Origin of the sequence: Halomonas sp. HK25 (assembly GCF_047795635.1) — a bacterium.
In the GTDB taxonomy this organism is placed as follows: Bacteria; Pseudomonadota; Gammaproteobacteria; order Pseudomonadales; family Halomonadaceae; genus Halomonas.
In genome coordinates this window covers 4,190,421-4,212,774 of sequence record NZ_CP181044.1, presented here as the reverse complement: position 1 = coordinate 4,212,774, position 22,354 = coordinate 4,190,421, and the positions used below count along the sequence as shown (strand labels likewise).

Annotated in this window: 17 protein-coding genes; 7 read left to right on the top strand and 10 right to left on the bottom strand. The window is 66.5% G+C overall.

Translation table 11 applies throughout. The annotated features are described in order from the left end of the window. Positions 1–10: 10 nt before the first annotated feature. The 3 genes from waaA to ACM26W_RS19780 are packed head-to-tail and all read right to left on the bottom strand — an operon-like array spanning position 11 to position 3,835. Positions 11–1,312: a lipid IV(A) 3-deoxy-D-manno-octulosonic acid transferase gene (gene waaA / locus ACM26W_RS19790; protein WP_416138667.1), complete on the bottom strand. Its 1,302-nt coding sequence runs from the start codon at positions 1,310–1,312 to the stop codon at positions 11–13. After that, positions 1,312–2,742: a bifunctional D-glycero-beta-D-manno-heptose-7-phosphate kinase/D-glycero-beta-D-manno-heptose 1-phosphate adenylyltransferase HldE gene (hldE, locus tag ACM26W_RS19785; protein WP_416138666.1), complete on the bottom strand. Its 1,431-nt coding sequence runs from the start codon at positions 2,740–2,742 to the stop codon at positions 1,312–1,314. The genes waaA and hldE overlap by 1 nt, the downstream gene beginning before the upstream one ends. Next, positions 2,732–3,835 carry a glycosyltransferase family 9 protein gene (locus ACM26W_RS19780; protein WP_416138665.1) on the bottom strand — a complete coding sequence of 368 codons (1,104 nt, stop codon included), beginning with the start codon at positions 3,833–3,835 and terminating at the stop codon, positions 2,732–2,734. The genes hldE and ACM26W_RS19780 overlap by 11 nt, the downstream gene beginning before the upstream one ends. On the opposite strand from ACM26W_RS19780, the gene ACM26W_RS19775 reads away from it, so the two are divergent. Then, positions 3,834–4,544, top strand: a complete 711-nt coding sequence (locus ACM26W_RS19775) for a 3-deoxy-D-manno-octulosonic acid kinase (RefSeq protein WP_416138664.1) — start codon at positions 3,834–3,836, stop codon at positions 4,542–4,544. The two genes, ACM26W_RS19780 and ACM26W_RS19775, sit on opposite strands and share 2 nt — an antisense overlap. Here the strand turns inward: ACM26W_RS19775 and ACM26W_RS19770 are convergent. Continuing rightward, a complete protein-coding gene (locus ACM26W_RS19770; protein ID WP_416138663.1) occupies positions 4,529–5,662 on the bottom strand; it encodes a glycosyltransferase family 4 protein in 1,134 nt (377 codons plus the stop codon). The genes ACM26W_RS19775 and ACM26W_RS19770 overlap by 16 nt on opposite strands. A 38-nt stretch (positions 5,663–5,700) precedes the next feature. On the opposite strand from ACM26W_RS19770, the gene ACM26W_RS19765 reads away from it, so the two are divergent. The 3 genes from ACM26W_RS19765 (at position 5,701) to ACM26W_RS19755 (ending at position 9,358) form a co-directional block, all read left to right on the top strand. Further along, positions 5,701–6,792: a glycosyltransferase family 9 protein gene (locus tag ACM26W_RS19765; protein ID WP_416138662.1), complete on the top strand. Its 1,092-nt coding sequence runs from the start codon at positions 5,701–5,703 to the stop codon at positions 6,790–6,792. Continuing rightward, positions 6,789–7,544, top strand: coding sequence for a glycosyltransferase family 2 protein (locus tag ACM26W_RS19760; protein WP_416138661.1), 756 nt, complete (start codon positions 6,789–6,791; stop codon positions 7,542–7,544). The genes ACM26W_RS19765 and ACM26W_RS19760 overlap by 4 nt, the downstream gene beginning before the upstream one ends. A 71-nt stretch (positions 7,545–7,615) precedes the next feature. Then, on the top strand, positions 7,616–9,358 hold the full coding sequence (locus ACM26W_RS19755; protein ID WP_416138660.1) for a sulfatase-like hydrolase/transferase: 1,743 nt from the start codon (positions 7,616–7,618) through the stop codon (positions 9,356–9,358). A gap of 7 nt (positions 9,359–9,365) precedes the next feature. Here ACM26W_RS19755 and waaF read toward each other — a convergent pair whose 3' ends face one another. After that, a complete protein-coding gene (gene waaF / locus ACM26W_RS19750; RefSeq protein ID WP_416138659.1) occupies positions 9,366–10,553 on the bottom strand; it encodes a lipopolysaccharide heptosyltransferase II in 1,188 nt (395 codons plus the stop codon). Continuing rightward, a complete protein-coding gene (gene rfaD / locus ACM26W_RS19745) occupies positions 10,546–11,502 on the bottom strand; it encodes an ADP-glyceromanno-heptose 6-epimerase (RefSeq protein ID WP_416138657.1) in 957 nt (318 codons plus the stop codon). The genes waaF and rfaD overlap by 8 nt, the downstream gene beginning before the upstream one ends. Positions 11,503–11,604: 102 nt before the next feature. Here rfaD and glyQ point away from each other — a divergent pair, with 102 nt between their 5' ends. The 3 genes from glyQ to gmhB all read left to right on the top strand — a co-directional run bounded on the left by glyQ (position 11,605) and on the right by gmhB (position 15,504). Beyond that, positions 11,605–12,582 carry a glycine--tRNA ligase subunit alpha gene (gene glyQ, locus ACM26W_RS19740; RefSeq protein ID WP_416138656.1) on the top strand — a complete coding sequence of 326 codons (978 nt, stop codon included), beginning with the start codon at positions 11,605–11,607 and terminating at the stop codon, positions 12,580–12,582. Between the two features lie 2 nt (positions 12,583–12,584). Continuing rightward, on the top strand, positions 12,585–14,651 hold the full coding sequence (gene glyS, locus ACM26W_RS19735; RefSeq protein WP_416138655.1) for a glycine--tRNA ligase subunit beta: 2,067 nt from the start codon (positions 12,585–12,587) through the stop codon (positions 14,649–14,651). A gap of 280 nt (positions 14,652–14,931) precedes the next feature. Then, positions 14,932–15,504, top strand: a complete 573-nt coding sequence (gene gmhB / locus ACM26W_RS19730) for a D-glycero-beta-D-manno-heptose 1,7-bisphosphate 7-phosphatase (protein WP_416138654.1) — start codon at positions 14,932–14,934, stop codon at positions 15,502–15,504. Positions 15,505–15,678: 174 nt separating this feature from the next. Here the strand turns inward: gmhB and gyrB are convergent, their stop codons facing one another. The 4 genes from gyrB to dnaA all read right to left on the bottom strand — a co-directional run bounded on the left by gyrB (position 15,679) and on the right by dnaA (position 22,026). After that, positions 15,679–18,099: a DNA topoisomerase (ATP-hydrolyzing) subunit B gene (gene gyrB, locus ACM26W_RS19725; protein WP_416138653.1), complete on the bottom strand. Its 2,421-nt coding sequence runs from the start codon at positions 18,097–18,099 to the stop codon at positions 15,679–15,681. An 11-nt stretch (positions 18,100–18,110) separates the two neighbouring features. Then, positions 18,111–19,226, bottom strand: a complete 1,116-nt coding sequence (gene recF, locus ACM26W_RS19720) for a DNA replication/repair protein RecF (RefSeq protein WP_416138652.1) — start codon at positions 19,224–19,226, stop codon at positions 18,111–18,113. A gap of 45 nt (positions 19,227–19,271) precedes the next feature. Next, on the bottom strand, positions 19,272–20,375 hold the full coding sequence (gene dnaN / locus ACM26W_RS19715; RefSeq protein WP_416138651.1) for a DNA polymerase III subunit beta: 1,104 nt from the start codon (positions 20,373–20,375) through the stop codon (positions 19,272–19,274). A gap of 184 nt (positions 20,376–20,559) precedes the next feature. After that, a complete protein-coding gene (gene dnaA, locus ACM26W_RS19710) occupies positions 20,560–22,026 on the bottom strand; it encodes a chromosomal replication initiator protein DnaA (protein WP_416138650.1) in 1,467 nt (488 codons plus the stop codon). Positions 22,027–22,354 lie beyond the last annotated feature (328 nt).

Sequence of the window (22,354 nt, the reverse complement as noted above, 5' to 3'; positions counted from 1 at the left end):
AAGTGAGTCCTCACTTCGTCGGCAGAAGCCGCGCCAGGCCGTCCAGGGTACGCTCAAGCGCCCCCCGGTTGGCCACCACCACGGCTCGGCCCGCCACGCCCAGGCGGCGCCGCTCGGCGGGGTCGGCGAAGAGTTCCGCCAGGGCGGCGGCCAGCCTCGCCTCGTCGGCCACCTCCACCAGGGCACCGGCCTCGCGCAGCACCTCGGCCACCTCCTCGAAGTTGGCAAGTTCGGGTCCGGTGAGCACCGGCACCCCCAGCGCCGCCGGCTCCAGCAGGTTGTGGCCGCCGATCGGCACCAGGCTGCCGCCAACGAAGGCCAGATCCGCCGCGCCGTAGAGCGCCAGCAGCTCCCCCATGGTGTCGCCCAGGTAGACGGCCGTGGCGGCCTGCGGCCACTCGCCGCGAGAGCGACGCGCCACACTCATTCCCGCCTGCTCGCACAGCGCCGCCACGGCATCGAAGCGCTGGGGATGGCGCGGCACCAGCACCAGCAGCGCGTCGGGACAGGGCTTGAAACGGGTCTCGAGATGGCTCTCGCGCAGCCGGATATGGGCGGCCAGCAGCGCCGCCTCCTCGCCCTCGTGGGTGGAGCCGGCCACCCACACCGGGCGCTCGCCCAGGCGGGTGCGCAAGCGCTGACTTACCGCGAAGGCACCGTCATCAGGGGCAATATCGAACTTGAGCGAGCCCACCACGGCGGTGCGCTCGGGCGCCATGCCAAGCCACTCGAAGCGCTCGGCGTCGGCCGGGGACTTGGCCGCCAGCCAGTCGACGCAGGCCAGCGCCTCGCGCAGCAGCGGGCGCAGCCGCCGATAGCCGCGGCAGGCCCGCGGCGAGAGGCGGCCATTGACCACCGCCACCGGCACGCCGCGACGCCGGCAGGCGTGGAGCAGGTTGGGCCACAGTTCGGTCTCGAAGAACAGCGCCAGCTGTGGCCGCAGCCGCTCGACGAAGCGCGCCGCGGCGGCGGGGAAGTCCAGCGGCACGAAGTGATGAACGAGGCGCTCGTCGTCTCGCGCTTCCGCCAGGGCCAGGGCGCGTTCCGCCCCGGTGGCGGTCATGGTGGTGAGGGTGAGGCGGTGCCCCGGGTAGCGCTCGAGCAGTGCCTCGATCAGCGGACGGGCCGCCAGCACCTCACCCACCGAGGCGCAGTGCAGCCACAGCATGGGTTCGCCGGGCGGTGTCTCGGGAATCCGGCCCAGGCGCAGCTCGCGGGGGTGAGTGAGCGCATGCTCACGGCGGATACGCCGCCAGATCAGCGGCGCCAGGGCCAGCAGCGCCGCCGAGTAGAGGCCCCGGGGCCAGCCCATCAGGCCTCGCGGTCGAGGATGGTGGAGATCATCGCCGTGGTGGAGACGCCATCCTCGAAGCCCAGCACCCTGACCTCGCCGCCCGCCTCGCGCACCGCCTGGCCACCGGCGATCTGCTCGGGGTGGTAGTCACCGCCCTTGACCAGCACATCGGGCAGCACCGCCTCGATCAGCCGCTGGGGGGTGTCCTCGGCGAAGGGCACTACCCAGTCCACGGCGCCCAGGCCCGCCAGCACCTGCATGCGACGGGCCAGGGGGTTGATGGGCCGCTTGGGGCCCTTGAGGCGGGCGATGGAGGGATCGTCGTTGACCGCCACGATCAGCCGGTCGCCCAGCTTGCGGGCCTGTTCCAGGTAGGCCACGTGGCCGGCATGGAGGATGTCGAAGCAGCCGTTGGTCATCACCACCCGCTCGCCGCGGGCCTGGGCGGCGCGCACCGCCTCGATCAGCGGGGTCTCCTCGATGACCCCGAACTCGGCCAGCTTGTCGCCCTGCAGGGCGGTGTAGAGCTCGGCGATGGAGAGGGTCGCGGTGCCCTGCTTGGCCACCACCAGGCCGGCGGCCAGGTTGGCCAGGGTCATCGCCTCGGGGAAGGCGTGGCCGGCGGCCAGCGCCAGCCCCAGCACGCCGATCACGGTATCGCCGGCGCCGGTGACGTCATAGACCTCCCGGGCCCGGGTCGGCAGATGCAGCGGCTCGTGCCCCTCGCGGATCAGGGTCATGCCCTTCTCGCTGCGGGTGATCAGCAGCGCCTCGAGTTCCAGTTCGGCACGCAGCGCCTCGCCTCGCCTGGCCAGCTCGGCGTCGTCGCGGCAGTGGCCCACCACCGCCTCGAACTCGGTGAGGTTGGGGGTGATCACGCTGGCCCCGCGATAGCGGGAGAAGTCGCTGCCCTTGGGATCCACCAGCACACGCTTGCCGCTGGCCCGCACCAGGCGGATCAGCTCCTCGACCCGGTTCAGGGTCCCTTTGCCATAGTCGGAGAGGATCACCAGGTCCGCCTCAGGCAGTGCCGCCTCGACCCGCACCAGCAGGTCCGAGGTATCCACCTCGCCGAGCTCCTCCTCGAAGTCGAGACGGATCAGCTGCTGGTTGCGGCTCATCACCCGCAGCTTGGTGATGGTCGGGATACCGGGACTGCGGGCGAAGTGAGCGCCCACTCCGGCGCTCTCCAGGCGAGCGACCAGGCGGTCGGCGTTGTCGTCGTCGCCGACCAGCCCGGCCAGGGCGGCCCGGGCTCCCAGGGAGGCGATGTTGAGCGCCACGTTGGCGGCCCCGCCGGGCCGATCCTCGCTCTGCTCGACCCGCACCACCGGCACCGGCGCCTCGGGGGAGATGCGCGAGGTGCCGCCGTGCCAGTAGCGGTCGAGCATGACGTCGCCCACCACCAGCAGGCGTGAGTGCTCCAGGGCGGTCAGATCAAGTTTCATCGTCGGGAAGCTCCCTTTCCGGGTGGGTCGCGGCGGTCTGGTCGAGCACCGCCTCCAGGCGCTCGATGACATCCTCGGCGTGGATCAGCGACATGGCATCGGGGTGGCGCACCCGCTGTCCCCAGGGGATCTCCTCCAGGGGCTTGTGCAGGTAGGTGCCTACGGCGTCGGGGTAACGGTCGACCACGAACTCCCGCCAGCGGTAGGGGGCGGCGCGGTCGGGGTTGGTGGTGGCGTAGAGCCCCACCACCGGGGTGCCCAGGGCATTGGCCATGTGGACGGGGCCCGAGTCCGGGGCGATGACGACCCGGGCCCGTGCGATCAGCGCCAGCAGGCCCTTGAGGGAGGTACCGCCGATGGCGTCGATCACCGAGCCGGGCTCGCACAGGGCGTGGAGGCGCTCGCCCATCTCGCGCTCCTGGGTGCTGCCGCCTCCGGTGAGCAGGGTCGGCAGGCCGTGCTGGTGCCAGGCGTGCTGGATCACCGCCGCATAGCCCTCGGCGGACCAGTTGCGAAAGTTGCGCAGCCGCGGGTTGGCGCAGGGGCTCATCAACAGGTAGGGCGCATCATGGGTCAGCGCCCGGGCCTCATCGAAGGCCGAGTCGGGCACCGGCATGTTCCACTCGAGGGAGAGGTCCTCAACGCCCAGCAGGCGGGCGAAGTCCAGGAAGGACTCCAGCACGTGGGCCCGGGGATGGGGCGCCAGCTGACGATGGGTGAACCAGTGCTGGGCATCCTTGGCGCGGGCCTTGTCGAAGCCCACCCGCACCTCGGTCTTGAGCCCCAGGGAGAGCACGCTGGCGCGCAGCGCCTGCTGCATGTGCAGCAGCACGTCGAAGCGGGTATCGGCCAGCTCTCGCCAGAGCCGGCGCATGCCGGCAAGCCCCGAGGCCTTGTCATAGACCACGAACTCGACCCCGGAGAGGCCGGCCAGTAGACTGTATTCGCCCTTGCCGATGATCCAGGTGATGCGCGCCTCGGGCCACTGGCGCTGCAGGGCGCGAACCGTCGGTACCAGGTTGCAGACATCGCCCAGAGCGGAGAGTCGCAGCACGCCGATGTGCCGGGGTTGTGCAGGCAGAGGATGCTTCATGGGGTTGGCAACGTGTCGAGCGGGAAAGGTTTTCATTCTATATGATGCGGAGCGTTTATGTGACGCCACCGCCGAAGCGCCGCCCGGCCCGCGGCTCCTTGACCCCGACCACTGGCGCCGCCAGGGCCGAGTGACCGGCGAGGCCCCCGGCCGCGGTGCCAGCCTGTTCCTGGATGCCGGCGCCGGCGGCGAGTGGGTGCTGCGCCCCTACCGCCGCGGCGGCCTCGTCGCCCGGCTCAGCGCGACCCGTTACCTGTGGACCGGCCTGGCGCGCACCCGCGCCTTCCGCGAATTGCGCCTGACCGCCGAACTCCATGAGCTTGGCCTGCCGGTGCCCCGCCCGGTGGCCGCCGCCGTTACCCGCCATGGCCTCACCTACGAGGCCGCCCTGATCACCGAACGGATCTCCGGCGCCCGGGCCCTGGCCAGCCGACTAGAGGATAAGCGAGCCGACGGGACCCTGCTGGAAGAGGTCGGCCGGACGATCCGCCGCTTCCACGACGCCGGCCTCGACCACGTGGACCTCAACGCCCGCAACCTGCTGGTGGATGACCAGGAACGCGTCTGGCTGATCGACCTCGACCGCTGCCGGCGGCGCCCGAAAGGCGACTGGCAGGCCGGCAACCTGGCGCGGCTGGAACGCTCACTGGTGAAGTTCGGCGCCCCAGGGGCCATGGCGACGATCCGGCGGGGCTACGAGGAACCCTGAGCCGAGTACTCCTCGATCAGGCTGGCCACGTGGGCCGCCAGGGTAAAGTCCGCCAGTACCCGTGCCCGGGCCGCCTGGCCCAGGCGCTGGCGCAGTTCCGCATCGTCGGCCAGTTCGGCCAGCGCCGCGGCCCACGCCGAAGTATCATTAGGCGCCGCCAGGCGCCCCGTCTCGCCGTCCAATAGCTCGGGAATTGCCCCGCTGTCGCTGCCGATGACCGCCTTGCCGGCGGCCATGGCCTCGATCACCGTCAGGCCGAAGGCCTCGTTGCGCGAGGGCACGCAGACGATATCCAGCGCCTCGAACAGCCGAGGCAGGTCGCGGCGAAAACCGGCCAGGGTGACCAGCGCCTCGAGGCCCAGCTCGGCCAGACGCTGTCTCAGCCGGGCCACGTAGGCCTCGTTGCTGCCCTCCTCCGCCGTCAGGCCACCGATCAGCACGCCCTGCCAGGCCAGGTCAGGCCGTATCTCGGCCAGGCGAGCGAGGGCCTCGATCCACACCTCCTGCCCCTTGCCCGGTGTCAGCCGCCCCGGCAGACCGATCGCCACGGCGCCCTCGGGCATCCCCAGCTCGCCACGCAACGCCGCACGCCCCTGCTCATCGAGGCGCAACGCATAGGGAGCGGGGTCGATGCCCAGGTAGAGGCGACGGATGCGCTCGGGCGGCAGCGGAAAGGCCGCCAGGTTGCGCTGTCGAGTCGCCTCGCTGATGGCGAAGAGACGCGTGACGCGCCCGTAGGCCCAGCGGTGGTAGAGATCCTTCTTGGGACGGGTGACACCCATATGGTCGGTAAAGAAGAGCCTGAGGGACGGCCGCAGGCTCGCCAGCAGCGCGCCCAGCCGCAGATCGCTGGACTTGTGGCAGTGGACCACACCGATACCGTGGGCCTTCAGATAGGCGAGCACGCGCCACACGACCAGCAGCGCCCGGCCCCTGGAAGGCATCACGAGCGGCTCCACCCCGGCCTCGCGAAAGCTGGCGGCGACCCGGGAACCGGCCAGGGCCAGCCCATGGCTCTGCCACCCCTGCCGCTTCAGCTCGGGTATAATCCTCGACGGATACATTTCCAGTCCGCCCCAGCCGCTGGAGAGGCAGATATGCAGGACCTTGTGCGACAAGGCTGACTCCTTCGGTATCTCGGGGCTCGGGAGCCCGGATGACTGCTACTTCCGCTGCCCCGGGCGCGTTCCCGCGCCTGCTGGTGGTTCGCAACGACAAGCTTGGCGATTTCATGCTGGCGTGGCCGGCGCTGGCCTGCCTCAAGGCGGCCCGCCCAAGGCCCCACGTCAGCGTCCTGGTGCCGGCCTATACCGCGCCCATGGCGCGACTCTGCCCCTGGATCGACCAGGTGCTGGTCGACCCCGGCGAGGATGCCGGCCGCCACGAGCGCCAGCGGCTGCTCGCGGAGGTCAAGGCGGCCCGCTTCGATGCGCTGCTTACGCTGTTCTCCACGCCGCGCATCGGCTGGCTGGGCTGGCGTGCGGGGATCCCGCTGCGCCTGGCGCCAGCCACCAAGTGGGCGCAGCTATTCTACAACCGAAGGGTGGTTCAGCGCAGGTCGCGTTCGGCAAGGCCCGAATACCGCTACAACCTGGAGCTGGCCGAGGCAATGGTCGCGGCGCTGGGGCTGGCCCCCGGTGCCACGCCCGAGCCCCCCTACTGGCCGCTGCCGGAGAGCGAGCGCCAGGCCGAGCGCCGGCGCCTCGCCGAGGAGCTCGGCCTGGATCCGGCGCGGCCCTGGGTCTTCCTGCACGGCGGCAGTGGCGGCTCGGCGGTCAATCTCACACCCGCGCAGTACGCTCGCCTGGTACTCGGCGTTGATGCGTACCTGGCTGGCGAGCAGCGCCTGCAGTGGATCCTGACCGCCGGCCCCGGCGAGGAGGCCACTGCCGCGGCGATCCAGGCCCCGCTGCTCGAGGCCGACGTGCCGGTCCACCGCCTGCCGTCCCGGGAGGGGCTCGCCGACTTCGCCAGAAGCCTCGCCGCAGCGGACCTGTTCATCGCCGGCTCCACCGGACCGCTGCATATCGCCGGCTGTCTGGATATCGCCACCGCCGGTTTCTACCCGGCGCGCCGCTCCGCCACCCCGTTGCGCTGGCAGACCTGCAACGGCACCGAGCACCGCCTGGCCTTCTGCCCACCCGAGAGCGCCGGCGAGCAGGACATGGCGAGTATCGATATCGCAGTGGCGGCTGGTCAGATTGCCACCTTTCTCACGTCGCACAATTGCCGAGAGGCCTCACCATGACTCCCATCACCGGCATCGTCATCACACTCAATGAAGAGGCACGCATCGGTGACTGCATCGACTCACTGAGGTCGGTCTGCAACGAAGTCATTGTCGTTGACTCTCTCAGCCAGGATGACACCGCAAGTGTCGCTGAAAGTAGGGGCGCCACTGTCCTGTTTCAGAAGTACCTCGGAGATGGTCCGCAGAAGGCCTTCGGAGTCCCCCATGCCAGTAACGACTGGATCCTTGCCCTGGATGCTGACGAGCGTCTGGACGAGGATGCCATAGCGGCCATTCGCAACCTCTCGCTGGATGACCCATCAACGGCCTACGGCTTCAGGCGCCGAAACTTCTGCGGCAATCATTGGATCAAGGCCGCAGGGTTCTATCCCGACGAGGTGGTGAGGCTCTACAACCGAACAACTTCGGGATATCTGCCCAAGAAGGCCCACTCGTCGGTGCAGGCGCCGAAGGTGAAGGGTACAGACGCTCACATTCGCCATTTCACCTACGAGAATCTGTCTCACTGGATTCAACGCATCGATCAGCTCTCTACCCGTGACGCCTGGGCCATGAAGGAAAGAGGCGTTTCTCCTTCCTCCTTTCGGCCTGCCGTCCATGCCCTGAGCGCGACGTTACGCAAGCTGGTCTTGAAGGGAGGGCTGCTGCAAGGAAGCGATGGCCTGACGGTCGCCATGACCACGGCCTTCCACGCCTACATGAAGTACGCAAAGCTCAACGAGCTTCATGAGAACGAACGTCAGCCGTAATCCAATCTGCCCCCAGGCGATGCGTCTGGCTTGGTATGCTGTCAGGACATCACGAGGAGACTGACGTCACCATGCTGCCTGTTCTCCGCTCTGTCCTTCGCCCCCACCGCTGGTGGGCACTGCTCGCCATCGGGCTCTGCTTCGGCTACGCCGTCGTCACCGTGAGCCGACTGCCCGCCTGGGCCCTGCCGGTGATCACCGGCGCCTGGCTCGGCGCCGGCTGGCTGCTGCGCTGGGGGGCGCCCCGCCATCCTCGCCCCAGGGCCAGGGTATGGCCATGGTCGCTGTTGCCGCTGGCGCTGCTGGGCCTCTATGTCTACCTCAACGACAGCTTCGGTATCGTTGATCTGGGGGCGATTTTCTTCCACCTCCAGGCGGGCATGTCCGAGCATGGCGGTGGCGACCGCCTGGTAGCCGCCGTGTTCTATTGCCTGAGCATGTTGGCCCTGCTGACGGCCTTCACCTGGCTGGTGCGTGTCGATCACCGCTGGCGACAGGGCGAACGCCTACTGGCGCTAATACTGTTGGCCAGCAACCCCCTGCTCTACGGCATGACCCAGCGCGGCGCGGCCATCGTCACCGACGATGGCGCCTGGCTGGACCGGCGCTACGTAGCGCCGGTGATCGAGGAGGCCCCGTCGGATCCTCCCAACCTGCTGCTGCTCTATCTGGAGAGCATCGAGCGCACCTATGCCGACCGCGAACGCTTCGGCGACGCCTACGCCGACCTCGATGTCCTGGGCGAGCGCGGCCACGTCTTCGAGGGAGTCCGACAGCTCGACAACACCGGCTGGACCATGGCCGGTAAGATCGCCAGCCAGTGCGGCACGCCGCTGATGCCCGCCGGCCTGCTGCACGACCGCCAGTTCGAGCCACTTGGTCGCGTGGTTCCCGGCGTGGACTGTCTGGGCGACCTGCTGGCCGCACAGGGCTACCGGCTCAGCTACCTGGGCGGTGCCAGCACTACCTTCGCGGGCAAGGGGCTGTTCTATGAAGGCCACGGCTTCGCCGAGGTGATTGGCCGTGCCGAACTCGAGCCGCGGCTGGAAGACCCTGACTACATCAACGACTGGGGGCTCTTCGATGACTCCCTCTACGACTTCACCGCGGAAGAGATCCGACGGCTGAACACCGAAGAGGACGGTCCCTGGGGAGTGGTCAACCTCACCATCGCCGGCCATGCCCCCAACGGCTACCCGGCCCAGGCCTGTATCGATCGCCAGGGCGAGTTCGAGGGCGTGGATATTCTCTACTCGGTGGCGTGCTCGGCCTGGCTGGCCCGGGACCTGGTGGAGCGCCTGGAGGAGGAGGGTCTGCTGGAGAACACCCTGGTGATGATCGCCAGCGACCACCTGACAATGCGGGTCTCGGTGTGGGACCAGCTCACCGCCGGCGAACGGGACAACACCTTCATGCTGCTCGGTCCCGGCATCGAGGGCGGCAGTCGCACTCGCCGGGACGCCTCCATGGTGGACCTCTTCCCGACCCTCCTGGAGGCCATGGGCTTCACCATCGAGGAGCACCGCGCCGGCCTCGGCGTCTCGCTGCTGGCCGGGCCCGCGGAGCAGACCCTGGTCGAGCGACACGGCCTTGAGCCGCTCAATGCCCGCATGCGCGAGGAGAATGCCCTGCAGCAGCGACTCTGGGAGGGCCTGGTACCGAACCGGCCGGAAGAGGCCGAAGAGCAGGCGTCCCGACCATCCGGCGAGCAGGAGCAGATGGTGGAGAGTCCCTATGACGCCACCGGCGAGCAGGAGCAGGTGGTGGAGAGTCCCCACTACGTCACCGGCGAGGCGGCGGCCAGCGTCCAGTAGGGCAGGACTATTCCTCGACGGCAATGCGCCGCTCGGCGCCCAGCACCGCCGCCAGCAGCCGCTGTGGCGACAGCTCGGTAAGGCAGCGGGTATGACCCAGCGGGCAGGTGCGAGCGAAGCAGGGAGAGCACTCGAGCGCCAGGGTGTGAATCTCGGCGCTGTCGGTCAATGGGGGCGTGTAGGCCGGCGAGGAGGAGCCGTAGAGAGCATGCACCCGGGTGCCGGCCGCCGCGGCCACATGCATCAGCCCCGAGTCGTTGGTGACCACCTGGCGGCAGTCGGCCAGCAGGTCCACAGCATCGGCCAGGCGGGTCCGTCCACAGAGGTTGTGCACATGCGCCAGCCCTTCGGCGATCGTCTTGCCAGCCTCGTCATCCTTGGGACCGCCCAGCACCCGCACCTCGAACCCCTCGGCCACCAGCGCCTCCGCCAGCGTGCGAAAATGCCCCAGCGGCCACTGTTTGGCCGGGCCATACTCGGCCCCCGGCATCATGCCGATGGCCGGGCGAGACGAGAGCCCATGACGCCGACGCAGCTCGGCGAGATTGCCGTCATCCACGGCGAGCTGCGGCCACGGAATCGGAAAGTCGCCCGCGGCAGCCTCCTCTGCGGGCAGCCCCAACGCCACGAAACGCTTCACCGTCTGGTCAAGCACGGCCTTGTCGAGCCGCCGGCGCTCGTTGAGCAGGCCATAGCGCTGCTCGCCGGTGAAGCCGAGGCGACGTGGAATTCGCGCCAGGAAGGGAACCAGAGCCGACTTCCAGGAGCGCGGCAGCACGATGGCGCGATCGAAGCGGCCGCGCAGCGAGCGGGCGACACGGCGTCGAGCATGCCAGCCGAATTCGCCATGGCCCACGTCCAAGGCGATCGCCTCATCCACCTCCGCCATACGCTCGAGGATCGGCAGCGACCAGCCGGGCGCCACCACGCCGAGACGACAGCCGGGGTGGCGTGCCTTGAGCGTCATGAACAGGCTCTGGGCCATCACCATGTCGCCGACCCAGGAGGGGCCAACGACCAGGATCCGCTCTCCGCCCCCCTCTCCCGGAGGGGCCGGCTCAGCCAGGATCCGCTCTCCGCCCTCCTCTCCCGGAGGGGCCGGCTCAGTCAGGATCCGCTCTCCGCCCTCCTCTCCCGGAGGGGCCGGCTCAGCCAGTATCCTCTCGCCGGCACCTGACGCGGGCCGCTCAGTCATTCAGCCACCCCAGGTACTCCCGTACCCCCTCGGCCACGGTGCGGAACTCGCGGTCGTAGCCCGCCCGGCGCAGGCTGCCGATATCGGCGCGGGTATAGCTCTGATAGCGCCCCTTGAGCTCCTCGGGGAAGTCGATGTATTCGATGCTGCCGCGGCCATAGTAGTCGATCACCGTCTCGCCGATCGCCTTGAAGGGCTCGGCGCGGCCGCTGCCCAGGTTGAAGATGCCGGAGACCCCGGGGTTGTCGAGGAACCACAGGTTCACGCTGACCACGTCGCCCACGTAAACGAAGTCGCGACTCTGCATACCCGCCTCATAGCCGTCCCAGGCGCCGAACAGCTTGACGCTGTCCCCGCCGCGGATCTGGGTGTGGTGGTGATAGGCGACGCTGGCCATCTTGCCCTTGTGCTGCTCGCGAGGGCCGTAGACGTTGAAGTAGCGAAAGCCCACCACCTGGCTCTCGAACTCGTCCCGGCGGGTGCGCACGTACTGGTCGAAGAGCAGCTTGGAGTAGCCATAGACGTTGAGCGGCTTCTCATGCTCCGGCGCCTCCACGAATACCTCGCTGCCACCGTAGGTGGCCGCCGAGGAGGCGTAGAGGAAGGGGATGCCGCGCTTCTGGCAGAAGTGCAGCAGCACCTTCGAGTACTCGAAGTTGTTGCCGAGCATGAAGCGGCCGTCCCACTCGGTGGTGTCCGAGCAGGCCCCCTCGTGGAAGATCGCCTCGATCTCGGGCAGCTGGGCAGGCCCGCCGCGCAGCTCTGCTTCTGCCCTACGGCGGAAGTCGTCCTTGTCCAGGTAGTCACCCAGGGTGCAGTCGGCCAGGTTGATGAACTTGGTGCCGTCGGAAAGGTCATCGACCACCATCACATCCTGATGGCCGCGCTCGTTGAGCGCCTTGACCAGATTCGAGCCGATGAAGCCGGCCCCGCCTGTCACTACGATCATGGGAAGGAGTCCTCTGTGTCTCGGGGCGTGCGCCTATAACCGATCTTCCGGTGATTGTATACTTGACGCCCTGTGAATTCATGGCCAACGGTGCTTTACGCAATGACTTTCTCGCCTTCGACAGCCGCGTCGACCTCCGAGCCGGCGCCTGACGTCTCGACCTTTCAGGGGTTGATCCTGGCCCTGCAGCAGTACTGGGCCGAACAGGGCTGCGTGATCCTGCAGCCCCTCGACATGGAGGTCGGTGCCGGCACCTTCCATCCGGCCACCTTCCTGCGCTCCATCGGCCCCGAGACCTGGAACTCCGCCTACGTGCAGCCCTCTCGTCGCCCCACCGACGGCCGCTACGGCGAGAACCCCAACCGCCTCCAGCACTACTACCAGTTCCAGGTGGTGATGAAGCCCTCCCCGGCGGATTTCCAGGAGCGCTACCTGGGCTCTCTCCGACACCTCGGCCTGGACCCGCTGGTGCACGACATCCGCTTCGTCGAGGACAACTGGGAATCCCCCACCTTGGGCGCCTGGGGCCTGGGCTGGGAGATCTGGCTCAACGGCATGGAGGTGACCCAGTTCACCTACTTCCAGCAGGCCGGCGGCATCGAGTGCTACCCGGTCACCGGCGAGCTGACCTACGGCCTGGAACGCATCGCCATGTATCTGCAGAACGTGGACAGCGTCTATGACCTGGTCTGGACCGTCGCACCCGACGGCACCCGGGTCACCTACGGTGATGTCTATCTGCAGAACGAGCGCGAGCAGTCCGCCTACAACTTCGAGCACGCTGACGTCGACTTCCTGTTCGGCGCCTTCGATCAGCAGGAGCGCGATTGCTCTCGCCTGCTCGAAGCCGGTCTGCCGCTGCCCGCCTATGAACAGGTGCTCAAGGCCTCTCACACCTTCAACCTGCTCGATGCCCGCCACGCCATCTCGGTGACGGAACGCCAGCGCTTCATCCTGCGCGTGCGCACCATGGCCCGCGACGTGGCCCACGCCTATTACGACTCCCGCAAGGCCGCCGGCTTCCCGCTGGCCCCCGAAGCCCTGCGGAAGGAACTGCTTGCCGACGAGGGAGACGCTTGAGCATGGCTGCCAACACCCTACTGGTTGAACTGGGCGTCGAAGAACTGCCGCCGAACGCCATCGACGCCCTCTCCGACGCCCTGGCCGATGGACTCCGTCGCGGGCTCGCCGACGCCGATGTCGCCCATGGCGAGGTGCGCGCCTACGCGTCCCCCCGCCGCCTGGCGGTGCAGGTCGAATCCCTGGCCGACCGCCAGCCCGACCGCGAGGTGGAGAAGCGCGGCCCGGCGCTGGCCGCCGCCTTCAAGGATGGCCAGCCCACCCGGGCCGCCGAAGGCTTCGCTCGCTCCTGTGGCGTCGGCGTGGACGACCTGATCCACCTGGAGACCGACAAGGGCACCTGGCTGGGCTACCGCGAGCAGCAGCAGGGCGCGGCCACCACCGCCCTGCTGCCCGCCATCCTGCACAAGGCCGTCGCCTCCCTGCCAGTTCCCAAGAACATGCGCTGGGGCGCCTCTCGGGTAGAGTTCTCCCGCCCGGTACACTGGCTGGTTGTGCTGTTCGGCAGCGACGTCGTCGAGGCCGAAGCGCTGGGGCTCGAGGCCGGCCGCACCACCTACGGCCACCGCTTCCATGCCCCCCAGGCCATCGAACTGGCCCACGCCGATGACTACCTCGCTGCACTGGAGGAGGCCTGGGTGCTGGCCGACCGCGATCGCCGTCGCGAGTGCATCCGCGAGCAGGTGCTGGCCGAAGCCGAGACCCAGGACGCCACCGCGGTGATCGACGAGGCGCTGCTGGTCGAGGTAAGCGGCCTGGTGGAGTGGCCGGTGGCCCTGACCGGCACTTTCGACGAGCGCTTCCTGGCGGTTCCGGCGGAGTCGCTGATCTCCTCGATGAAGGCCAACCAGAAGTACTTCCACCTGCTCGACGACGCAGGACGCCTCAAGCCGCTGTTCATCACCATCGCCAACATCGACAGCCAGGACCCGCAACAGGTGATCGAGGGCAACGAGAGGGTGATCCGCCCGCGCCTGGCCGATGCCGCCTTCTTCTACAACACCGACCGCAAGCGTCCGCTGGCCTCGCGCATCGGCGAGCTCTCCGGCGTGGTGTTCCAGAAACAGCTCGGCACCCTGGCCGACAAGGCCCACCGCAGCGCCGCCGTGGCCGCCTTCATCGCCGGCCAGATCGGCGGCGACGTGGGCCAGGCCCGGCGGGCGGCCGAACTGGCCAAGTGCGACCTGGTCACCGAGATGGTGCTGGAGTTCCCCGAGCTGCAGGGCATCATGGGCCGCTACTACGCCGAACACGACGGAGAGCCCACCGAGGTCGCCCAGGCCTTGGAGGAGCAGTACCTGCCCCGCTTCGCCGCCGACGCCATTCCCCACAGCCGCACCGGCCTCGCGCTGGCCCTGGCCGACCGCCTCGACACCCTGACCGGGATCTTCGGCATCGGCGCCCGCCCCACCGGCACCAAAGACCCCTTCGCCCTGCGTCGTACGGCCATCGGGGTGCTCAATATCCTGATCAAGGGCGAACTGAACCTGGACCTGCGCGAGTTGCTGGAGCTGGCCGCCGCCCAGCACCAGGAACTGCCCTACGCCGAGAAGCTGGTGGATGAGGTGTTGGGCTACATGCTCGACCGCTTCCGCGCCTGGGGTCAGGACGAAGGCATCTCCGCCGAGGTTTACCTGGCGGTGCGCGCCCGCCCGGTAACGCGGCCGCTCGACTTCGCCCGCCGGCTGCGTGCGGTGCAGGCGTTCGCCGGTCGCGAGGAGGCCGCCGCCCTGGCGGCGGCCAACAAGCGGGTCTCCAACATCCTTGCCAAGCAGGAAGGCGAGGTTGGCAGCCATGTCGACGCTGGCGTGCTTCAGGAGGCCGCCGAGCTGGCCCTTCACGAGGCGGTCAGCGCCCAGCGCGAGCGAGTCATGCCGCTGTTCGCCGACGGGCGCTATGCCGAGGCGCTGGACGCCCTGGCCGCCCTGCGCGAGCCGGTGGATGGCTTCTTCGACCAGGTCATGGTGATGGCCGACGACCCGGCCATTCGCGCCAACCGCCTGGCGCTGCTGGCCAGCCTGCGGGCGCTCTTCCTGGAAGTGGCGGACATCGCCCAGCTGCAGCAGTAAGCACGCAGCAGAAAGTCCGAAGGCCGGCAGCCCTGCGCTGCCGGCCTTTTTCATGCTTGACGCATAAGCCGATGTTTCACGTGGAACGCGACCTTCCCGGGTGGTCGATGTTTCACGTGGAACACTCTCAACCTTCAGCGCCACTCTTCATTCTTCACTCCTCACCACTCACTCCTCACCACTCACTCCTCACCCCTCACTCCTCACCACTCACTCCTTGGCATAATATGTTTCACATGAAACACTCGCTGCCCAGAACGCAGCCATCAAGGAAGTACCCATGCCCTCTCCCGACCGCCTGGTGATCCTCGACCGCGACGGCGTCATCAACCACGACTCCAACGCCTATGTGAAATCCCTGGCCGAGTGGATCCCCTACCCCTCCGCCATCCAGGCGATCGCCCGCCTTAGCCGTGCCGGATGGAGCGTGGCGGTGGCCACCAACCAGTCAGGCATCGCCCGCGGCTACTATGACGAGGCCACCCTCGCCGAGATGCATGCCGAGCTGAACTGGCTGGTCGCCCAGGCGGGTGGAGAGATCGCCCATATCGCCTGGTGCCCGCACGGGCCGGACGATGGCTGCAACTGCCGCAAGCCGCTGCCCGGCCTGCTGGAGCAGATCCGCGTGGTGCTTGGCATGGAGAGCCTGGCAGGCAGCTGGATGGTGGGTGACAGCCTGCGCGATCTGCAGGCCGGGGAGTCCGTGGGGTGCCGTGGCGTGCTGGTGCGCACCGGCAAGGGGGAACAAACCCTCGCCAAGCACCCGGCGTTAGCCGACTCGGGCAGCGCCACGCACATCTTCGATGACCTGTCGGGGTTCGTCGATTGGCTTCTGGCGCAGCGCCAACCCTGAGCACGCAGGCGATCTAACGGCTCAGTGGAGCCAGTCCAGCCCACAAACGAAAAAGCCCCGCCATCTTGCGACGGCGGGGCTTTTTTCTGGCGCTCGAGATCTGGAACCCAAGATTTGGCACTCTAGCCTTGGCGCTCCAGCCTTGACGAGTGTTTCACGTGAAACACGTCACTGTCATACGTCGAGATTGGCCACCAGCGCATTGCGCTCGATAAAGTCGCGGCGTGGTTCCACCTCGTCACCCATCAAGGTGTTGAACATCATGTCCGCACCCACGGCGTCCTCGATGGTGACACGCAGCATGCGACGGGTCTCCGGATTCATGGTGGTGTCCCAAAGCTGATCCGGGTTCATCTCCCCCAGCCCCTTGTAGCGCTGGAGGGACAGACCACGCTGTGCCTCGGTCATCAGCCACTCGAGAGCCTCGTAGAAGTTGCTCACACGCTTCTGGCGCTCCCCGCGGGCCACATGGGCGCCTTCTTCCAGCAAACCATCGAGGGTTTCGCCAAGTTCCGCCATGCCGCGGTAGTCGGCGCTGGTAAAGAACTCGAGCCCCCAAACGTAGTCGGTGGACACGCCGTGAGCGGTAAGGGTCACCGCCGGCAGGAAGAGGCTACGCTCGGTGTCTTCCTCGAGCCGGAAGGTGTACCGCGGACCGCCCTCGTAGGCCACCACTGTATCCATCTCGCCCTGCAGGTGGTCGATCCAGGTCTGCATAGTCCCACGATCCCGAAGACTGACCTCCCCCTCCAGGCGCGCGGCATGCACGATCCGCTTCAACACCTCGTTCGGATAAACCCGGGACAGGCGATCGATACGGCGAACGACTTCGCGATACTGGTTCACCAGACCCTCGAGCTGTGAGCCACTGATACCCGGGGCATCGGCGTTGACGTAGAGCCGGGCGCCGTCGAGAGCGGTGGCGGTCAAGTAGTCGGTCATCGCCTGCTCATCCTTGAGATAGAGCTCCTGCTTGCCGCGCTTTATCTTGTAGAGCGGCGGCTGAGCGATGAAGACGTGCCCACGCTCGATCAACTGAGCCATCTGACGGAAGAAGAAGGTCAGCAGCAGGGTACGGATATGAGAGCCATCCACGTCCGCATCGGTCATGATGATGATCGAATGGTAGCGCAGCTTGTCGGGGTTGAACTCCTCGCGACCGATGCCGCAGCCCAGGGCGGTGATCAGCGTGCCCACCTCCGCGGAGGAGAGCATCTTGTCGAAGCGTGCCTTCTCCACGTTCAGGATCTTGCCCTTGAGGGGAAGAATCGCCTGAGTGCGGCGATCTCGCCCCTGCTTGGCACTGCCGCCGGCCGAGTCACCCTCTACCAGGAAAATTTCCGAAAGGCTGGGATCCTTCTCCTGACAGTCGGCCAGTTTTCCAGGCAGGCCTGCAATGTCCAGCGCTCCCTTGCGACGGGTCATGTCCCGGGCCTTGCGTGCCGCCTCCCTGGCACGAGCGGCGTCGAGCATCTTGTTGACGATCGACTTGGCTTCGTTGGGCTTCTCGATCAGGTAATCGGAGAACAGACGACCCATCTCCTGTTCCACCGCGGTCTTAACCTCGGAAGAGACGAGCTTGTCCTTGGTCTGGGACGAAAACTTGGGGTCGGGCACCTTCACCGAGACGATTGCCGTCAGGCCTTCACGGGCGTCGTCACCGGAGGTATTGATCTTCGACTTCTTGAGCAGACCCTCGGACTCGATATAGGCATTGAGGGTACGGGTCAGCGCGGCACGAAACCCGGCCAGGTGCGCCCCACCATCTCGCTGGGGGATATTGTTGGTGTAACAGAAGATGTTTTCGTTGAAGGTGTCGTTCCACTGCATCGCCACTTCCACGCCAACACCGTCCTCACGCTCGGCGTTGAAATGGAACACCGGGTTTAGCACGCTCTTGTTGGTGTTGAGGTGATCGACGAAGGCCTTGAGGCCACCCTCGTAGTGGAACACTTCCTCTTTTCCGCTCCGCTCGTCGATCAAACGAACGGCTACGCCTGAGTTCAGAAATGAGAGCTCGCGCAGACGCTTTGCCAGGATATCGTAATGGAACTCGATGTTGGCGAAGGTTTGCGGAGAGGGCTGGAAGTGGACTCGGGTACCCGTCTTTTCGGTCTGGCCGACCACCGCCAGGGGTGATTGAGGCACTCCGTGGCGATAGATCTGCTCGAACACCTCACCGGCGCGCCAGATGGTCAGCTTCAGCTCCTCGGAGAGTGCGTTGACCACCGACACCCCGACGCCGTGCAGTCCACCGGACACCTTGTAGGAGTTATCGTCGAACTTGCCGCCGGCGTGAAGTACCGTCATGATCACTTCCGCGGCGGACACCCCTTCCCCTTCATGGAGTTCGGTAGGCACCCCGCGGCCGTTGTCGCTGACCGTGACCGACTCATCGGGATGGATGATCACGCGGATTTCGCTGCAGTAACCGGCTAGCGCTTCGTCAATGGAGTTATCCACCAGCTCGAACACCATATGGTGTAGGCCCGTGCCGTCATCGGTATCACCGATGTACATGCCGGGACGCTTGCGTACGGCATCCAGCCCCTTGAGTACCTTGATGCTCGATGAGTCGTAGGCCTGTTCGCTCATTGACTGCTCCATCATGAAGTCTGTCGTTCCAGTGGCGCCAACTGCCCCTCTCCCGACGGCGAACGTTTCACGTGAAACATCGCCACAGGGGTGGCGGGCTGCCACATATCTGCCAGGGCGTCGTGATCGACGCTGGTGATAAACGCCTGGCAGTGCATGCTTTCCAACCTGTGGCAGAACACCCGTCGGTGGGCGCTGTCCAACTCTGCCGGAAGATCGTCGATAAGGTAGAGACACTGCCGTCCGGTGGCAGCCTCAAGCAAACGTCCCTGGGCCAGCTTGAGCGCACTCACCACCAGCTTCTGTTGGCCCCGGGAGAGCACCTCCACGGCGGAGCGACGGTGCAGCCTGATGGCCAGATCGGCCCGCTGGGGCCCCTGCTGGGTAAACCCCATCTGACTGTCCGCATCCCTCCCCTGCCTCAGTATTTCACCGAGCTCACGGCGACGATCCCAGCCGCGTGAGTAGCGTAGCTGCAACCCCGGCAACGGCATCAGACCGGCCAATGTCTCCTCGAAAACCGGGAGGAAGGCGTCGACCCAGCTCCTGCGCAGGACATCGATGCGCTCGCTCCAGCGAACGAACTCAAGCTCCCACACCGACAGAGAAGCATCGTCCATTCTACCATGCCTGAGCAGGGCATTCCGATGTTTCAGGGCCCGCCGAGCCCGCTGCCACGCCTCGAGGAATTCATGTTTCACGTGAAACACTCCCCAGTCGAGGAACTCTCGCCGTCCCCCGGGGGGGCCCTCAAGGAGGCGGAAGGCATCGGGGTTGATCAACTGCAACGGCAGCGTCTCGACCAGGCGAGAGAGTCGGGTGACGCGCTCACCGGACAGGCGGATCTCCAGCTCGCTCTCGTCGCGACGACGGCGCACGCCGAAGGGACGCGGGGGTTCACCGGTCAGCCGACCATGCAGGACCAGATCATCGGCATCGTGAGCGATCACATGGCGCATCTGGCGGGTGCGGAAGGAGCGCCCCATGCCGAGGACATGGATGCCCTCGAGCAGGCTGGTCTTTCCGCTACCATTATCTCCGGTAACCAGATTAATTCGAGGTCCTGGTTTAAAATCAACGGCTTGGAGGTTGCGAAGACCCTGAAAGGCGAGGCGGTCTAGTGGCATGGGAACGGCCGGTCAGGGCGGCACAGGGCGTGCCACCGGTGATCACTAGAGGCGCATGGGCATGACGACATAAAGAGCATCGCCGCCACCCGGCTCTTCCATCAGCGCACTGCTGTTGGGATCGGCCAGGGTCATCTGTACACGATCCTCATCCAGGGCGTTGAGCACGTCGATCAGGTAGCCAACGTTGAAGCCGATCTCCAGTCCAGGCCCGCTGTACTCGATGGCGATGTTTTCCTCGGCTTCTTCCTGTTCGGGGTTGTTGGCCATGACCTTGAGGTTGCCTTCGGCCAGATGCAGGCGCACGCCGCGGTACTTCTCGTTGGACAGAATCGCGGTACGCGATAGCACCTGGCGCAACTCGGTACGCTCGGCGATAAACACCTTGTCGCCGCCACGGGGCACCACTCGCTCGTAGTCGGGGAACTTGCCGTCCACCAGCTTGGAGGTGAAGGTAAAGTCGCCTGTATGGGCGCGAATGTGGCTGGCGCCCAGCGTCAGGCTCACCGGCTCCTCCCCGTCGTCCAGCAGGCGCACCAGTTCCAGGATGCCCTTGCGCGGCACGATGAGCTTCTGAGCCGGCTCTACCTGGATCTCGACGGGACGCGAGCAGACTGCCAGACGGTGGCCGTCGGTGGCCACTGCACGCACCAGTCCGGAGCGCATCTCCAGCAGCATCCCGTTCAGGTAATACCGCACGTCCTGCTGAGCCATGGCAAAGGAAGTGGCGTCGATCAATTGCTTCAGGATGCCCCGCGGCAGCGCCAGCTCGACGCTGCCCTGGCCGTCCTCGATGTTGGGGAACTCCGCCACCGGCAGGGTCGAAAGCGTGAAGCGCGAGCGGCCGCTGCGCAGGACCGCCCTGCCCTCTTCCAGGGAGAGCTGAATCTCGGCCTGATCGGGCAGTGACTTGCAGATATCCATCAACTTGCGCGCCGGTACCGTGGCGGCCCCGGACTCATCCACCTGGCTGGCCACGGTGCGCCCGATCAGTTCCACTTCGAGGTCGGTGCCGGTCAGCGCGACCTGGTCCTGATCGACCTGGATCAGCACGTTGGAGAGCACCGGAAGTGTCTGGCGTCGCTCCACCACACCGGCCACCAGCGTCAGCGGTCGCAGCAGCGCTTCGCGGGAGATGGAAAATTTCATGTCGGCTCCACGTCTAGTCCTGAAGAATTGCAGCCCGCGCGGCCCGGGCCGAACGGCTAGGCGGTCATTTAACCACAGCTGAGCCCCGGAGAGGTGCGCGAAGGCATAGGGACGGAGGTAGCGGGCATCACGGACAGAGAGCGATCCGGCATCACCCCTGCTAAAGGCGCTGACGATTGATCTGTCAGCTGGTCAGCAGGCGCAGCAGGTTCTTGTAGTCCTCACGGATGTCGGCGCTCTCCTCCTGCAACGACTTTACCTTGCGGCAGGCGTGCAGGACCGTGGTGTGGTCACGGCCGCCGAAGGCATCGCCGATCTCGGGCAGGCTGTGGTTGGTCAGCTCCTTGGCAAGCGCCATGGCTACCTGGCGCGGGCGCGCCACGGAGCGCGAGCGCCGCTTGGAGAGCAGGTCGGCAAGCTTGATCTTGTAATACTCGGCCACGGTGCGCTGGATGTTGTCGACTCCCACCTGCTTGTCCTGCAGGGCCAGCAGGTCCTTGAGGGACTCACGGATGAAGTCCTGGGTGATCGGCTTGCCCATGAAGTGGGAGTCGGCGATGACTTTCTTCAAGGCACCCTCCAGCTCGCGGACGTTGGAGCGGATCTTCTGGGCAATGAAGAAGGCGGCGTCGTGGGGCAGCTCCACCTTGGCCTGGTCGGCCTTCTTCATCAGGATCGCCACCCGGGTCTCCAGCTCCGGTGGCTCGATGGCCACCGTCAGGCCCCAGCCGAAGCGCGACTTGAGGCGCTCCTCCACCCCACTGATCTCTTTCGGATAGCGATCGGAGGTGAGGATCATCTGCTGGCCGCCCTCGAGCAGCGCATTGAAGGTGTGGAAGAACTCCTCCTGGGAGCGCTCCTTGCCGGCGAAGAACTGGATATCATCGATCAGCAGCGCATCCACGCTGCGATAGAAGCGCTTGAAGTCATTGATGGCGTTGAGCTGAAGCGCCTTGACCATATCTGCCACGAAGCGCTCGGAGTGAAGGTAGACCACCCGAGCATTCTCTCGCCGGCCGGCCAGGGCATTGCCTACGGCGTGCATCAGGTGGGTCTTGCCGAGGCCAACCCCGCCGTAGAGGAACAGCGGATTGTAGGCCCCACCCGGGTTCTCCGACACCTGCCGCGAGGCGGCCCGGGCCAGCTGGTTGGACTTACCCTCGACGAAGGTCTCGAAGGTGAAGTTGGGGTTCAGGCCACTGCTGTGCTTGAGGCTGCCCTCGACCTGCACCTGGCGTTCTCCGCCAGTACGCCGGCCCGACCCACCTTCGCGCAGGGAGTCGATATCGCGCTGATCGCCCATATCGCCTCGCGGAGGAGTATGCACGGCGGGCGCCGCCGGGCGCCGCGGCGCTGCCGATACCGGATTGCCCAGATCACGGGGTTGGGGCTGAGGCGCACTGCGCCGGCTACCCACCGACAGCACCACCTTGGGCGGCCTGGCCGGTGACAACTCGCGCATCAGCTCACCGATGCGCTTGGCATACTTGTCGCAGACCCAGTCGCGCACGAAGCGGTTGGGTGCCAGCAGACATAGCTCGCCGGACTCTCCCTCCTCCGCCTGCAGCGGGCGAATCCAGGTGTTGAACTGCTGTGAGTTCAGCTCGTCCTGAAGGGTGTCCAGACACTGTTGCCAGAGAGCTAGCGCCACGCGGCCTCACCATCGGTTGGAAAACGGTCGCATATTGTATCGCCCCCAACGGTGGTTATCCACACCCCGAAGCCGCCGCGCAGCGGCTGTGGAAAACTCTTCGTGGGCCATAGGGATAGATAACCCCGGACACTGGGGACAGCTTGATCCTGTGGACCATCGGCAATTGCATCCACCGATTGCACACACTCTATCCCATGCTGCCTCACCGCTTGTCCACAGAGAAAATATTACCCTAACTAGCTGAATATATTTTATAAAAATGAGTTATCAACAGATTCTGTCCCCAGTATTAATAACAGGTTTTATAAAAGGAACTGAATAATAA

What these genes read in the sequence shown, in the direction of transcription:
- rfaD (WP_416138657.1), bottom strand. Translation starts at nt 11,502, where the DNA reads ATGATCGTAGTGACAGGCGGGGCCGGCTTCATCGGCTCGAATCTGGTC.
- ACM26W_RS19760 (WP_416138661.1), top strand. Translation starts at nt 6,789, where the DNA reads ATGACTCCCATCACCGGCATCGTCATCACACTCAATGAAGAGGCACGC.
- ACM26W_RS19775 (WP_416138664.1), top strand. Translation starts at nt 3,834, where the DNA reads ATGGGGTTGGCAACGTGTCGAGCGGGAAAGGTTTTCATTCTATATGAT.
- glyQ (WP_416138656.1), top strand. Translation starts at nt 11,605, where the DNA reads ATGACTTTCTCGCCTTCGACAGCCGCGTCGACCTCCGAGCCGGCGCCT.
- ACM26W_RS19755 (WP_416138660.1), top strand. Translation starts at nt 7,616, where the DNA reads ATGCTGCCTGTTCTCCGCTCTGTCCTTCGCCCCCACCGCTGGTGGGCA.
- dnaN (WP_416138651.1), bottom strand. Translation starts at nt 20,375, where the DNA reads ATGAAATTTTCCATCTCCCGCGAAGCGCTGCTGCGACCGCTGACGCTG.
- ACM26W_RS19780 (WP_416138665.1), bottom strand. Translation starts at nt 3,835, where the DNA reads ATGAAGCATCCTCTGCCTGCACAACCCCGGCACATCGGCGTGCTGCGA.
- waaF (WP_416138659.1), bottom strand. Translation starts at nt 10,553, where the DNA reads ATGACTGAGCGGCCCGCGTCAGGTGCCGGCGAGAGGATACTGGCTGAG.
- gmhB (WP_416138654.1), top strand. Translation starts at nt 14,932, where the DNA reads ATGCCCTCTCCCGACCGCCTGGTGATCCTCGACCGCGACGGCGTCATC.
- glyS (WP_416138655.1), top strand. Translation starts at nt 12,585, where the DNA reads ATGGCTGCCAACACCCTACTGGTTGAACTGGGCGTCGAAGAACTGCCG.
- recF (WP_416138652.1), bottom strand. Translation starts at nt 19,226, where the DNA reads ATGCCACTAGACCGCCTCGCCTTTCAGGGTCTTCGCAACCTCCAAGCC.
- waaA (WP_416138667.1), bottom strand. Translation starts at nt 1,312, where the DNA reads ATGGGCTGGCCCCGGGGCCTCTACTCGGCGGCGCTGCTGGCCCTGGCG.
- gyrB (WP_416138653.1), bottom strand. Translation starts at nt 18,099, where the DNA reads ATGAGCGAACAGGCCTACGACTCATCGAGCATCAAGGTACTCAAGGGG.
- ACM26W_RS19765 (WP_416138662.1), top strand. Translation starts at nt 5,701, where the DNA reads ATGACTGCTACTTCCGCTGCCCCGGGCGCGTTCCCGCGCCTGCTGGTG.
- hldE (WP_416138666.1), bottom strand. Translation starts at nt 2,742, where the DNA reads ATGAAACTTGATCTGACCGCCCTGGAGCACTCACGCCTGCTGGTGGTG.